The organism is Lapidilactobacillus wuchangensis, assembly GCF_003946645.1.
Lineage (GTDB): Bacteria > Bacillota > Bacilli > Lactobacillales > Lactobacillaceae > Lapidilactobacillus > Lapidilactobacillus wuchangensis.
This window is the reverse complement of sequence record NZ_RHOU01000010.1, coordinates 1-13757: the sequence shown is the minus strand read 5'-3', so window position 1 is coordinate 13757 and position 13757 is coordinate 1. Positions and strand designations below refer to the sequence as shown.

The 13757-nt window shown below is 42.6% G+C and carries 12 protein-coding genes; 7 read left to right on the top strand and 5 right to left on the bottom strand.

Annotation, left to right across the window (positions count from 1 at the left end):
* Positions 1-10: 10 nt before the first annotated feature.
* The gene (gene rfbB, locus EKM82_RS08525) at positions 11-1030 is read right to left on the bottom strand and encodes a dTDP-glucose 4,6-dehydratase (RefSeq protein ID WP_125768027.1); all 1020 of its coding nucleotides are present in this window, start codon (positions 1028-1030) and stop codon (positions 11-13) included.
* A 10-nt stretch (positions 1031-1040) separates the two neighbouring features.
* A complete protein-coding gene (gene rfbA / locus EKM82_RS08520; protein ID WP_125768025.1) occupies positions 1041-1943 on the bottom strand; it encodes a glucose-1-phosphate thymidylyltransferase RfbA in 903 nt (300 codons plus the stop codon).
* A 598-nt stretch (positions 1944-2541) separates the two neighbouring features.
* On the opposite strand from rfbA, the gene EKM82_RS08515 reads away from it, so the two are divergent.
* Positions 2542-4290 carry an ABC transporter ATP-binding protein gene (locus EKM82_RS08515; protein ID WP_125768023.1) on the top strand — a complete coding sequence of 583 codons (1749 nt, stop codon included), beginning with the start codon at positions 2542-2544 and terminating at the stop codon, positions 4288-4290.
* The gene (locus EKM82_RS08510; RefSeq protein WP_125768021.1) at positions 4271-6130 is read left to right on the top strand and encodes an ABC transporter ATP-binding protein; all 1860 of its coding nucleotides are present in this window, start codon (positions 4271-4273) and stop codon (positions 6128-6130) included. The genes EKM82_RS08515 and EKM82_RS08510 overlap by 20 nt, the downstream gene beginning before the upstream one ends.
* Before the next feature lie 469 nt (positions 6131-6599).
* Here the strand turns inward: EKM82_RS08510 and EKM82_RS11515 are convergent, their stop codons facing one another.
* A complete protein-coding gene (locus EKM82_RS11515; protein ID WP_164508190.1) occupies positions 6600-6752 on the bottom strand; it encodes a hypothetical protein in 153 nt (50 codons plus the stop codon).
* 550 nt (positions 6753-7302) lie between these two features.
* The gene (locus tag EKM82_RS08505) at positions 7303-8052 is read right to left on the bottom strand and encodes a ribonuclease H family protein (protein ID WP_125768018.1); all 750 of its coding nucleotides are present in this window, start codon (positions 8050-8052) and stop codon (positions 7303-7305) included.
* A gap of 100 nt (positions 8053-8152) precedes the next feature.
* On the opposite strand from EKM82_RS08505, the gene EKM82_RS08500 reads away from it, so the two are divergent.
* On the top strand, positions 8153-9061 hold the full coding sequence (locus EKM82_RS08500) for an alpha/beta hydrolase (protein WP_164508189.1): 909 nt from the start codon (positions 8153-8155) through the stop codon (positions 9059-9061).
* Here the strand turns inward: EKM82_RS08500 and EKM82_RS08495 are convergent.
* Entirely contained in the window at positions 9030-10001 is a 972-nt protein-coding gene (locus EKM82_RS08495) for a glycosyltransferase family 2 protein (RefSeq protein ID WP_125768014.1), read from the bottom strand. The two genes, EKM82_RS08500 and EKM82_RS08495, sit on opposite strands and share 32 nt — an antisense overlap.
* 104 nt (positions 10002-10105) lie before the next feature.
* Between EKM82_RS08495 and EKM82_RS08490 the strand changes: the two genes are divergently transcribed.
* From EKM82_RS08490 to cls, 4 genes are all read left to right on the top strand, one after another.
* On the top strand, positions 10106-10603 hold the full coding sequence (locus EKM82_RS08490) for a hypothetical protein (protein WP_125768012.1): 498 nt from the start codon (positions 10106-10108) through the stop codon (positions 10601-10603).
* 426 nt (positions 10604-11029) lie between these two features.
* A complete protein-coding gene (locus EKM82_RS11510) occupies positions 11030-11218 on the top strand; it encodes a hypothetical protein (protein ID WP_164508188.1) in 189 nt (62 codons plus the stop codon).
* A gap of 116 nt (positions 11219-11334) precedes the next feature.
* A complete protein-coding gene (locus tag EKM82_RS08485; protein WP_125768010.1) occupies positions 11335-12030 on the top strand; it encodes a zinc metallopeptidase in 696 nt (231 codons plus the stop codon).
* Between the two features lie 58 nt (positions 12031-12088).
* Positions 12089-13561 carry a cardiolipin synthase gene (gene cls / locus EKM82_RS08480; protein WP_125768008.1) on the top strand — a complete coding sequence of 491 codons (1473 nt, stop codon included), beginning with the start codon at positions 12089-12091 and terminating at the stop codon, positions 13559-13561.
* Positions 13562-13757 lie beyond the last annotated feature (196 nt).

Below are 13757 nucleotides of genomic sequence, written 5' to 3'. Positions count from 1 at the left end.
ACTTAAGCCCCTAACGATTTGCGTACATTTTTTCGTAATACTTCTGATAATCACCATTAATAATTTGCTGCCACCAATCTTGATTATCTTGATACCACTTCAAGGTTTCAGCGATACCATCTTTGAAATTGGTCTCTGGCAACCAACCTAATTCATTATGAATTTTGGTTGGATCAATCGCATAGCGACGATCATGGCCCTTACGATCAGTCACATGTTCAATTAAGCTTTCTGGTTTTCCTAGTGTTTGACAAATGATTTTGACAATATCGATATTCCGCATTTCGTTGTGACCACCAATATTGTAGACTTCGCCGACACGGCCATTCTGCAAAATCAAATCAATTGCTTGGCAGTGATCTTCAACATATAACCAATCGCGGACATTAAGACCTTCGCCATAAACAGGTAATGGTCTGTTTTCAGTGGCATCAATAAACATTAATGGGATTAATTTCTCTGGGAATTGGTAAGAGCCATAGTTATTAGAACAACGTGAAATTGTTACGGGCAGGCCATAAGTACGATGATAAGCCAATACCAACAAATCTGCCGCTGCCTTCGATGAACTGTATGGTGAACTCGTGTGAATCGGTGTCTCCTCCGTAAAGAACAAATCTGGCCGGTCCAATGGTAAATCACCATAAACCTCATCAGTTGAGACCTGATGGAATCGTTGCACACCATATTTACGCGCAACATTCATTAAATTAGCAGTGCCCATAATATTCGTCTGTAAGAAAATATTAGGGTCTTTAATTGAACGGTCAACATGGCTCTCAGCAGCAAAGTTAACGACAACATCGGGATGCTCTTCCACAAATAACTGATCAATTGCGCTTTCATCACAAATATCAGCTTTAACAAAGCGAAAATTAGGATTATCCATCACTGAAGCTAACGTTGATAAATTACCAGCATAAGTTAACTTATCAACACAAATAATGCGCTCTTCTGGATGTTTCTTTAGCATATAGAAAATAAAGTTACTACCGATAAACCCAGCGCCGCCTGTTACAATCGTTGTCATTTCATTACCCCTATTTTTGATTAACTTTTTCTAAGTACTTGCCGTCTAAGACATCCAATAAATATTGGCCATATTGATTTTTCTTAAGTGTTTCATACGATTTCATAACATCGTCTTTTGAAATCCAGCCCTTCAGATAGGCAATTTCTTCTAAGCAAGCAATTTTGCGGTGCTCATGAGTTTCCAAGGTTCGAACAAAATTAGTTGCATCTACTAAGCTTTCATGAGTCCCCGTGTCAAGCCAGGTGAAGCCTTGCCCTAAGACTTCTACATTCAGTTCATTATTTTGCAGATAGATATTATTTAAGTCGGTGATTTCTAATTCACCACGAGCTGATGGCTTCAAACTTTTAGCATATTCAACAATTCGATTGTCGTAAATGTAAAGGCCGGTTACGCAATAGTTGCTCTTAGGTTTAGCTGGCTTTTCTTCAATTGAAATAGCCCGACCATTCTGATCAAACTCAACGATACCAAAGCGCTCTGGATCGTTCACATAATAACCAAAGACTGTCGCACCATTACCCGAATTGGCACTTTCAACAGCATGATTAAGTCGTTCATTCAATCCTTGTCCAACGAAGATATTGTCACCAAGAATCATCGCGACAGAATCATGACCAATAAAATCAGCCGCAATAATAAAGGCTTGCGCCAATCCTTCTGGCTTTGCTTGAACTAAGTAGGAAAGTGCAATGCCAAATTGATGGCCATCACCAAATAGTTTTTCAAAGCGTGGTGTGTCATCTGGTGTGGAAATAATTAGAATATCGCGAATACCAGCGTTCATCAGTACTGACATTGGATAATAAATCATTGGTTTATCAAAGACTGGTAATAATTGTTTCGAAGTTACTGTTGTTAATGGATATAACCGGGTGCCCGAACCGCCTGCTAAAATAATGCCCTTCATCAATATCGTCCTCCAAATACTCAATTGATCAGAAACTACTTAAATAATGTAAAATTTGTTTAACTTAGCAAATCACAATTTATACTTTTGTTAGCCAAATTTACATAGTAAACGTTGTACATACTGTCCCAGTATATCAATTAGCCACAAACTGAACAATACCGTCAGGGCTTGTGTAAAGTCATAAAGGAGAGCTTTTTCACGAATCGCAAAGGGTTGTTTGATTATTACAAATTTATAACAATATCAAATTTTTAATTGTGAAGTGACTTTTTTGAGTCAAATTGTTTGACATTATTGTATTTTCGGTTTGCGTTTTTGCTAGACCAATTTATTGACGATTGTTTATTTACGCAAAATAATCGGTTTAATTTGATTATTATTACAATTATTTCGGCAGCTGTTCATCTGAATTTTCTTGTTTTTGTCAGGTTAGCGTTATGGTAGCTTTAAATTTAGTTACGGGGTAACATTGAAATAGATTGATTAAATCAACTATTTGCGTCGTGTAACTAATTTTTAATAAGTTAATTCTAGAAATTTGTGGACCAATTGGCGTACAATGGTAGTAATGCATTTTTTTACAGGAGGTTAGCAGATGATTCGAATACTTATGCGTTCTATTCGGGAATACCGCAAGCTGGCGTTTACGTCACAGATCCTGGTTGCGGTTGAAGTTGCGATTGAGACTTTCATCCCCTTCCTAATGGGTAATATTATTGATTACGGCATTATGAAGAAAGATATGAACTACATCACAAAATACGGGATCATATTATTGATCATGACATTATTCTCATTAGCTTGTGGGGCCGGTGCTAGTTGGGCCGCGCCACATGCCAGTGCTGGTTTCGCTGCCAATTTACGGCACGATATGTTCTATCACATTCAGGACTTCTCGTTCGCCAACATTGACCGCTTCTCTGGCTCTAGTTTGGTTACCCGCTTAACCACCGATGTGACCAACGTCCAGACAGCTTTCCAGATGATGACCAGAATTGCGGTGCGGGCACCCTTGTTACTGATCTTTTCCATTATTATGGCGTTTAACGTCAACAGTTCGCTGGCGATGATTTTCGTGGTCCTGGTGCCACTACTGACCATTGCCTTGGCCTTAGTGATTCATTTCGCCCGGCCACTGTTTCGGAAAGTTTTCCAACGCTACGACGTGTTAAACCAAGTGGTCCGCGAGAATGTTCGTGGCGTTCAAGTCGTTAAAACTTACGTCCGCGAAGACGAAGAAATCAGTAAATTCAAGAAGGCTTCCCAAGGCATCGCTGAAGTCTTCACTAAAGCCCAACAAATTATGTCCTTAAACGGACCAGCAATGATGTTGGTGCTGAACTCGGCCGTGATTTTACTTTCTTGGTTTGGCGCTAAATTAATTGTTGGTGGCCAATTACAAACTGGTCAACTCGTTAGTATGTATGCTTATTCCAATTCAATTTTGTTCAGCTTAAATATTCTGGCCATGGTCTTCACCCAGTTGTCGATTTCGCAAGCTAGTGGCGACCGAATCGCTGAAGTGTTACAAGATCAATCGACCATCACCAATCCCAAGCATCCTTTGTTGGCAATGTCTGATGGCGCCATTGAATTTAAGCATGTTAATTTTGAATATGGCGATTCACCCAAAGCAATTTTGCAAGATATTAATTTATCAATTAAGTCCGGCGAGGTCATTGGGATCATTGGCGAGACTGGTTCTGGTAAGAGTACTTTAGTCCAACTGATTCCCCGCCTTTACGACATTAGTAAAGGTAAATTGTTAATTGGCGGGCGCAATGTGCGGCACTATGATTTGCGGACGCTGCGGGACAATGTGGCGATGGTGCTGCAGAACAGCATTCTTTTCTCCGGAACGATTGCCGAGAACTTGCGCTGGGGCGATGAAGACGCCACTGACGAGCAAGTGATTGCCGCGGCCAAAACTGCCCAAGCTGACGGTTTCATTAACGAATTTGATGATGGATATCAAACTCACGTCGAACAAGGTGGGACCAACGTTTCTGGTGGTCAACAGCAACGTTTGACGATTGCTCGAGCTTTGTTGAAGAAGCCGAAGATTTTAATTTTGGATGATTCCACCTCGGCAGTGGATACCCACACTGAGCAAATGATTCGTGAAGGCTTACGGCAAGATATGCCCGACACCACGAAAATTATTATTTCCCAGCGAATTGTTTCCATTAAAGATGCCGATCAAATTATTGTCATGGATCACGGCCACATTCAGGACGTGGGCACTCATGACGAATTAGTCCAACGTAATACGCTATATCGTGAAATTTATCAATATCAACAACAGAAAGCAGGTGAAACGACTGATGACGGAAAAGACGCTTAAAGCACCAACCAAAGCAAAACGCTCAACCACTTTACGCCGACTGCTGAAATTCGTCGTTGGCACCTATCCCGCACCATTTATTGTGGCGATGATTGCGATTATCGTTTCTGCCGGTGCCACTGTTTACGGCTCGTTATTCTTGCAGCGGTTGATCGATGATTATATTGTGCCCATGACTAAGCAGGCAACGCCGAATTTTGCTCCACTTTTTCAAGCCTTGGCCTTAATGTCCGGGATTTATTTAATCGGGGTCATTGCCACTTTTGCCTTCACGCAAATCATGGCGATTCTTGGTCAACGTCTGCAGAAGAAAATTCGGGACGACATGTTCGTTCATATGCAGGCGCTCCCGATTATTTATTTCGATCAAAATGATTATGGCGACATCATGAGTCGTTATACCAACGATGTGGATACCTTGATGCAAATGATTTCTCAAAGTATTCCTCAGTTCGTCAATTCGGTCTTCAACTTGGTCTTTGTTTTGGCTGGGATGATCGTTTTAAGTCCGATGTTGACCTTAGTCACGCTAGTTATTTTCTTATTAAGTATTGGCGTGGTACGTTTCTTAACTGGTAAAAGTAGTTATTATTTCAAACAGCAACAAAAACAGCTTGGTAAATTGAACGGTTTCGTCGAGGAAGTCTTGAACGGCTTGAAGGTCATCAAAGTCTTCTCTCACGAACCCCAAACCAAAGCCAAATTCGATGTAGAAAATAAAGATTTCCAAACGGACGCGGCTAAAGCCAACGCCTACGCAATTATGTTATTCCCAATTATGGGTAACTTAGGTAACGGCCTTTATGTTTTGATTGCAATTGCTGGTGGCATGATCGCCATTAATGGTTGGTCAGCACTGACTATCGGCTCAATCGCTGCCTTCTTGCAATTGAGTAAATCATTTAGTCAGCCAATCGCCCAGATTTCCCAACAGTTGAACTCGATTGTGATGGCCTTAGCTGGGGCCGAACGAATTTTCCAACTACAAGATAGTCCAGTTGAAGTTGATCAGGGGCAAGTCACCTTACATCAAGCTGACGGCCAAGATAATCACGCCTGGTACTGGCAAGTGCCACAGCAAGACGGTTCGTTTACCAAAGTACCAGTTGCTGGTCGAATTGTGTTCGATCACGTTAACTTCGGCTATCTCCCTGGACAAACAGTGTTGCACGATATTAATGTCACTGTAGAACCTGGTGAGAAGGTGGCGCTAGTTGGTGAAACTGGTGCTGGTAAAACAACCTTCAGTAGCATGATCAACCGTTTCTACGAAATCAATTCTGGCGTGATCACTTATGATGGCATTGATATTCGCAACATTAAAAAGGCTGACCTGCGTCATTCGCTGGCAATCGTTTTGCAGTCCACGAACTTGTTCAGTACCAGCATTCGCGAGAACATTCGCTTCGGGCGGCTTAGTGCCACCGATGCCGACGTGGAAGCCGCCGCTGAACTCGCTCACGCTGATGATTTCATCAGTGAAACTAGTCGTGGCTACGACACCTTGATTGACGGCGATGGCTCTGACTTATCTCAAGGTCAAAAGCAATTGTTGTCAATTGCCCGGGCCAGCGTGGCCAACACGCCATTAATGATTCTTGACGAAGCCACTTCAAGCATTGATACGCGGACTGAACGTTTGGTTCAAGCTGGAATGGATAATTTGATGAAAGGCCGTACGACCTTCGTAATCGCCCACCGACTTTCCACCATCGCCAACTCAGATTTGATCCTCGTCTTAGATCACGGTCGCATTATTGAGCATGGTAATCACGAGCAATTAATGCAGCAACATGGCGAGTATTATCAGTTGTATACTGGCAAGAAAGAATTAGAGTAATTAGCTCCGTATAAAAGGCTCGATGATGACTTTTAGTTGTCATTGAGCTTTTTTACTGGTGATAGTGATAAAAAGTATCGGAAAGTTGCTAGTAAAGACGATGAAACTGAATGGCGTTTGACTCCATTGCAGGCTGCTTGTCGTGGAACGCTGCCGGCATTGATTTGAGCTTATTGCTGACGCAACAATCTCAAATACAAGCCTTATTCTAAGCGATAAATCGCTAAGAATAATTTGGCGGCTGACGACAAGATCCCTCCATTCCGTCTGGAGTTGATTTAGTTCACTTCATCTTCGCCAGTGGTTAAGGCAATGATAGTAGGATTCATTAACTCAATTCAATTAGTAATAATAGTTGAACAGTATCAAAAAAAGATGTGACGCCCCTATTCTCAATAGAGGTTGTCACACATTGTTTGGATCCATGTCAATCTGGTCTGGCCAAGTAGTGGTGATCATTTTTGTTAGTTTAATCAGGTGGTTGCTGGGCGATTGGCGTCAGCTGTGAAATTATTCTTGGCGGTTTACCGCTTAGAATAAGCCTCGAATTTGAAATAATTTGATCTTTAATTGGTTCAAATCGACGGCCACAGCGTTCCACGCCAGAATAATCGCCCAGCAACCACCTTCTTCAATTGGAGGAAGTCTTGGCACTAACTTTGTTTTATAGTACTGAAGTTATATCAAATTAGCAGGTATTATCGGAAAGAATCGTTCACAATAATATTCATTTTTAAATACGAAAAGCATCTAGATTATCATCAAAAGCGATAGAAATATTGTTCACAAAATAACGATAATTTATGGCATAATGGAAGTGTTGCCTTGTCAATCTGTGGCAAAATATCACAACAGATTGGAGGTGGCTCGCCATGATCAAATCATTTTTGATCCAATTACTTGTGGGAGTTTTATTAGCCCTCTTTAACTACTGGTTGAGTAACCACAAGTAATTAATTCCAAGGCAACCCTCAACCCACCCGTTTATTCTTTAAATAAATGTAAAAAAAGCCCACAACTATAACAGGTAGTTGTGGGTTTTGGTGACTCAAGATGATCAAATCATTTTCAAATACAGTATATCATCTATTTGCTTAAAATCAAACTAATTAGTAATTTTTACTGCCGTTCTGAATAGTGAACTTCTTTAAAGAATATTCATTATGCTGTACTCAGTTCATTTGGTCCATCGTTTTATTCAACAGTTCGTCGACGTAGATATTGCCCTGATTAACGGCGTGACCTTTGGCCCAAATCAGTTGCAACTGGCTAAATTGTGGCAATAACTGGCTGATTTGTTGCCACAGTTCCGGATTGGCAATTGGTTCGCCAGTGGCCTTGCGCCAGTGTCGCCGTTGCCAGCCAGCCAGCCAATTTTTCTGAATGGCGTCTAAAAGATAGCGGGAATCGCTAGTCAGTTGGATTTTTGCGGTTTGTAAATTAAGCTCGATCAGTTTGGCCAGTGCCGAGGCAAAGGCGGTCAATTCCATTTTATTGTTAGTTGCGCCCTTTTCACCGGCAGTACCGTTAATTTGCTGACCAGCTGGTAAAATAATCAAGTAGGCCCAGGCCGCCAGGTCGTTGTTCCTCACATGACCCCCGCGCACATTGCCGGTGTTGCGGGAGCCACCATCAGTATAAACTTGAATGGCCCGCGCATCGATGGCAATTTTGGGTTTTGCTGATTTTGCTGGCTTGTCCGACTGATTGTCTAGTCGGCTTTTTTGACGAGGCGCCACAGAATCGGCCCCTTGAAATTGGGCGGTCATTTCTGCTAACCATTTTTCAGCTTCGGCTTCGGTGACAAAACCGTGATAACGGGCCATGGGAAAGCCAGCAATTTGTTTTTCGGCGGTGGGCCAATCGCGATAAATTCCCGGTTGCCGACCGCGAGCGACTGCATAAAAATTATTTTTCGACATAAAAAAGACTCCAATAAGTTGTAAGTTGTGGTTTCCCTTAATATAATAAAAATAGTAGCTTTTAGCAATTATCAATTAATTAGGATGGATGGTTTTATTCTTGAAACGAACAGCTCGACAAAAATCAGAACACCTTAATTTCGTTACCGGACTGGCCAGTGGTCTCGTTGGCGGCAGCATTCTGCTGTATGCACGGCGCAATGCCAAACAACGAATTCAGGACCAGGAATTTTTGGCGTCCCAAGAAATTCAGCCGACGACGCCAGCCACGAAACAAGTGCCGACCATTTATGTCCACGGTTTCCGCGGCGGTGATTATACCACCAACAAAATGGTTTTAAGTGCGCAAGAAGCGACTAACGCTGATACTTATTTGAAGGTAATTGTTGATTGGAAAGGCCGCCTATCTTTTGAAGGCACTTGGTCGAGCGGCCCCAATCCGTTGATCCAGCTGGTCTTTAGTGACAAGTGGATGCCCACTGCCCAAATCGTCAACTGGCTAGATATTGCCTTGCCCAAACTAAAGGCGCTTTTTGGCTTCACTGAATATAACGCCGTCGGCCATTCGCTGGGAGCCACTGCTTGGGTCATGGCGGAAATGCGCAATTATGGCATTAGTGACTTTCCCAAACTGAACAAATTAGTGTTGGTGGCTGGACCTTTCGATGGCGTGGTGGCGTTCGGTGATTGGCCGAATGTTAATCGCTTTAACCGTCGCGGGCGACCAATTATCATGAATCCGCGTTACTTACAAATGTTGCTTAAACGCAAAAAATTCCCGAGCAATGTCAGTGTCCTGAACATTTACGGGAATGTTGGTGATGCAAGTAATACCGACAAATACATTAGCGTGATTTCAGCAAAATCCGTTCGTTATTTGCTAGAACCAATTGTCAAAACTTTTAAAGAAGTTGAGATTTGGGGGCAAAATGCGGAACATTCGAAGATGCATGATAACGATAATGTCTTAGCGATGATTAATCATTTTCTGTTTGGTTCGTTGATTTAAATTTGCGATATAACTTTTCGTCCTCTTTTACAATATATTGAGGGCGTTTTTTAGTTTCCAAGAAAATTTTACCGATATACTTGCCGATGATCCCTAGGCTCAACAATTGCACGCCGCTTAATAACAGCACAATCGACATCATTGATGGCCAGCCGGAAGTGGGGTCGCCAAAGAGCAAGGTCCGAATGACAATCACGATCAAGAGAACTACAGAAATGACACAAGATAGCGCGCCAATAACTGAAGCGATATTCAATGGCGCATCAGAGAAGTTGACGATGCCGTCGATCGAATAAGAGAACAATTTCCAGAAACTCCAACTAGTCGTGCCAGCAACTCGCTCCACGTTTTCATAAGGGATATATTTTGTTTTGAAGCCCACCCAAGAGAACAAGCCCTTGGAGAAGCGATTATATTCAGTTAATTCCAAAATAGCATCAACCATTTGCCGGGTCATTAGCCGGAAATCACGGGCACCGTCAACGATCTCAGTTTGACCGATTTTATTGATCAAGCGATAAAACATCCGCGCGAAGAAACTCCGCAATTTCGGCTCACCTTCACGAGTCACACGGCGCGTCCCCACACAATCGATTTCTGGATCTTGAATTTCCTGGTACATTTGAATCAACAACTCAGGTGGATCCTGCAAGTCAGCATCCATCACCGTCACATAATCACCAGTCGCTTTTTGCAATCCCGCATAGAGGCCAGCCTCTTTACCGAAATTACGGGAAAACGAAATATAATGAACGGAATCAGGATTTTCAGTGGCTAGTTTCCGTAAGTAAGCCAAAGTTTTATCCCGCGAGCCATCATTAATAAATATGTATTCAAAGTCCAGCGGCAATTGTGGTTTTAACTTTTCCATCGCGGTAAAATAATAAGGTAAAGATTCTTGTTCATTGTAACAAGGGACAATAATCGATAATTTAGGCACGTAGATCAAGCTCCTTCTTCTATAAAACGTCTCTAAATATTATGACATACCTGTAGCCTTAATTATATACTTACTTGCCAATAAATTCACTTTAGGAGGCACGCATGGAACAGTTCGAGAAATATCATCCGCTACTCACAGAACACTACACTTTAGACTGGTTGACCACCACTTCTCTGAAAGAAGTACATCAGTTATTACCAAAAATCTCGTCTAGTTATGCTTGGCAAAACTTCAGCCAAAGCGCCCAATTCCTCAATCAGACCATGTTAACGATCATGCGCAACCAACAACTGGTCTGGGGCATCACCCGCCGCTCCGAAAATACGTTGGTTGGTGTGGCCAGTTTGACTCACTTCACTTCTGAACAAGTGCAATTGACTTTGCAGCCGTTACCAAGTGACCGTCACATTCCCCAAATCAATCAGGAAACACTGCTCTATCTGACTGCTTTTGTTTTAGCTGAATTAGCAATACCAAAAATCATTTTGGCCGCGCCGTTCCCCGCGAAGGACTTGTTGACACGATTGGGTTATAGCTACCAAGCTGACACAAATACCTGGGAAATTGAACGAGCCGTGCAATTGCCGGCACGTGATTAAATACCTGATTGATCTCTTGCGCTGAATTATTGGGGTGCGCTCCCTAGTTGAGAACGGCAGGGGCCCAGCGATTTTGTGGGCGTGGAACGCTGTGGCCGTCGATTTGAGCTTATTGCTAGCGCAACAATCTCAAATACGAGGCTTATTCTAAGCAATAAATTGCTAAGAATAATTTCACAACTGACGCCAATCGCTGGGCCCCTGCCTGGATTAAGTAATTGAATTGATCACCACTGATTTGAATAATCGATGGTAACAACTTATTAAGTCTAACTGACGATCTTTCAAAACAAATGAGATGCTGTTAGTCAAGATTGTTAAGATCACTTTAAACTGTCGACTCAATTTAAATCAAGTAGATTTAACCCGCTACAGTGCCTTAGCATCTAGCCAAAGTGAAGTGAACCACTTCCAATTCCAGACGGAATGGAGGGCGTGGTTGTCAGCCGCCAAATTATTGTTGGTGCTTTAGCACTTACAATAAGACCTGTATTGAAGACTTTTGAAAAAAGGCTTCAATCAGCGTCGGCAGCGTTCCACAACCAGCAAGCCCGCAATGGAGTCAGATACCATTTTGTCTCAGCACCATTCCAAACGCTTTTCGAACTTGCGTAAGCACCTACTTATATAATATTTCAAATTAGCCTACGCCAACTCCCGCTACTTCCCACACTCTATGTTAGAATAACATCATCAATGTTTTTCAAGTCTTTACTTCGAGGTGAATAATCATGTTCTACTATTTTGATCCGACCTTTATTTTAGTGATTGTCGGGATTATCATTACTGGGATTGCTTCTGCCCGGGTAAATAGTACTTTCCGCAAGTTTGACCAAGTTCAGAGTCAGAATCATTTGTCCGGGGCTCAGGCCGCAGCACAGATTTTAGCGGCTGAAGGCATTACCGATGTGACGATTCGGGAAGTTCGCGGTAACTTGACCGACAATTATAATTCAGGGAATAAAACCTTAAGTTTATCTGAGTCCACTTATAACTCGACTTCCGTTGCGGCCATTGGGGTAGCAGCTCATGAAGTGGGCCACGCTTTACAACATCATCAAGGTTATGTGCCCCTGAAAGTTCGTAGTGGTATTTTCCCGCTGGTTAATATTGGTTCGATGGCATCATTCCCACTTATTATTGCTGGGATGTTGCTAAGTTGGAATCAAACGCTAATTAACGTCGGCATTTGGTGTTTTGCCTTAGTCTTAGTATTTCAATTAGTGACGTTGCCAGTGGAATTTAATGCCTCTGGTCGCGCCTTGAAAATTTTGAGTCATGATGGCCTTTTGACCACTGATGAAGTACCAATGGTTCGTCAGGTTTTAAGTGCTGCTGCCATGACTTATGTTGCCGCAGTCTTATCAAGTTTGTTGCAACTGTTAAGATTAGTGCTACTTTTCGGTGGCAATCGTGACCGCAATTAGCCTAGTCAGAGCTTAAACTGGCTGATATTTTAAATTTATTGGGGAATATTGGGGTAAAATGAATCTTAGAATAATTATACTGATTATTATCGTCCTCTTCTTAATTAACACGGCTGGTGCCATTATCACCGTCTTTCACCGACCACGAAGTATTGCGGCAACTTTAGCTTGGTTGCTGGTTTTAATCTTACTTCCTGGGGTCGGCTTTTTGGCGTATGCCTTCCTTGGCCGTGGGATTGCTCGAGAAAACATTTTCGCCCTAAATCATCAGGATCATATTGGCTTGGCCCATTTAAAAGCTTTGATTTTGGCTGACGCTAAAGCCGCCAAAGCAGGGCCCACCAATCCCAATGACACGACCATAAAGGCCACCGGTTTGATTGAGTACTTTGACCGCGCCGAGGATTCGCCATTGACTCATCATAATCAAGTTAAGTTGTTCATTGATGGTAAGGAAAAGTTTGCCGCTTTATTCAAAGATATTGCTGCTGCCACTCGTTTTGTGCATGTCGAATATTACTCTTTCTACAATGATGAGATTGGCAATGACTTTTTAAATTTGTTAATTGACAAGGCTAAGGCTGGTGTTGAGGTTCGCTTGATTTACGATCCTTGGGGTTCCCCAGGTACTAGCAAGCGTTGGTTCAAGCCACTCCGCGACGCTGGCGGCGAAGTAGTACCTTTCATCACTTCACGAGACTTAATTCGTAAAACCCGTTTGAATTACCATTTACATCGTAAGATTGTGGTCATTGATGGGACGATTGGCTGGACTGGTGGTTTCAACGTCGGTGATCAATATTTAGGCCGCAGTAAAAAGTTCGGTTATTGGCGCGATACTCATTTGCAAATCAAAGGGACTAGCGTTTTAGCGTTACAAGAGCGTTTTATCATGGATTGGAATGCTTCGATCGAGCATTATTCGCAACGAATCTGGTTCAAGGAGGAATATTTCCCCCATCCTGGTGCGCTTCATCAAGGCCACACCCCAATTCAAGTTGTGGCTGATGGTCCCGACAGTGAAGAAGACATTCTCAAGGGCGGCATGATGAAAATCCTGTTGACCGCGAAAAAGTCCGTTTGGATTCAGACGCCTTATTTAATTCCTGATGATTCTATGATCAGCGCCCTGACTGTTGCCGCTCGTTCGGGAATCGATATTCGCATCATGATTCCTTGCATGCCGGACCATCCTTTCATTTATCGGGCCACGCAATATTATGCCAACTTGTTAACTTCATTTGGCGTCAAGATTTACATTTACCAAAACGGCTTCATTCATGCCAAAACAGTTGTTTGTGATGAAGAATTTGCCATGGTTGGTTCAATGAATCAAGATTTCCGTAGCTATTCGCTGAATTTCGAATGCAATGCTTATTTGTATGACGCCAATATTGCCCATCAGTTAAAGGATATTTTCTTGGATGACTTACAGAAGTCGTACTTACTGACGCCGGACATGATTGCACGGCAGTCACACTGGTTGAAATTCCGGCAATACTTCTCTAGATTGTTATCACCAATTCTTTAGGTCTGGATTGATTGAACCAATTTAAAACCAGTGAATGCGTTGAAACGGAATTGAGTTTGACTGCATTCCGGGCTGCTTGGTGTGGAACGCGGCCGGCGTTGATTTGAGCTTATTGCTACGCAACAATCTCAAATACAAGCCTTGTTCTAAGTGGCCCAGCCACTAAGAACAATTTGGCGGCTGACGCCAAGATCCC

Bases quoted from the DNA above. Each gene is read 5' to 3' on its own strand.
- rfbB (WP_125768027.1), bottom strand. From the start codon at position 1,030: ATGACAACGATTGTAACAGGCGGCGCTGGGTTTATCGGTAGTAACTTT.
- rfbA (WP_125768025.1), bottom strand. From the start codon at position 1,943: ATGAAGGGCATTATTTTAGCAGGCGGTTCGGGCACCCGGTTATATCCA.
- EKM82_RS08515 (WP_125768023.1), top strand. From the start codon at position 2,542: ATGATTCGAATACTTATGCGTTCTATTCGGGAATACCGCAAGCTGGCG.
- EKM82_RS08510 (WP_125768021.1), top strand. From the start codon at position 4,271: ATGACGGAAAAGACGCTTAAAGCACCAACCAAAGCAAAACGCTCAACC.
- EKM82_RS08505 (WP_125768018.1), bottom strand. From the start codon at position 8,052: ATGTCGAAAAATAATTTTTATGCAGTCGCTCGCGGTCGGCAACCGGGA.
- EKM82_RS08490 (WP_125768012.1), top strand. From the start codon at position 10,106: ATGGAACAGTTCGAGAAATATCATCCGCTACTCACAGAACACTACACT.
- EKM82_RS11510 (WP_164508188.1), top strand. From the start codon at position 11,030: ATGGAGGGCGTGGTTGTCAGCCGCCAAATTATTGTTGGTGCTTTAGCA.
- EKM82_RS08485 (WP_125768010.1), top strand. From the start codon at position 11,335: ATGTTCTACTATTTTGATCCGACCTTTATTTTAGTGATTGTCGGGATT.
- cls (WP_125768008.1), top strand. From the start codon at position 12,089: ATGAATCTTAGAATAATTATACTGATTATTATCGTCCTCTTCTTAATT.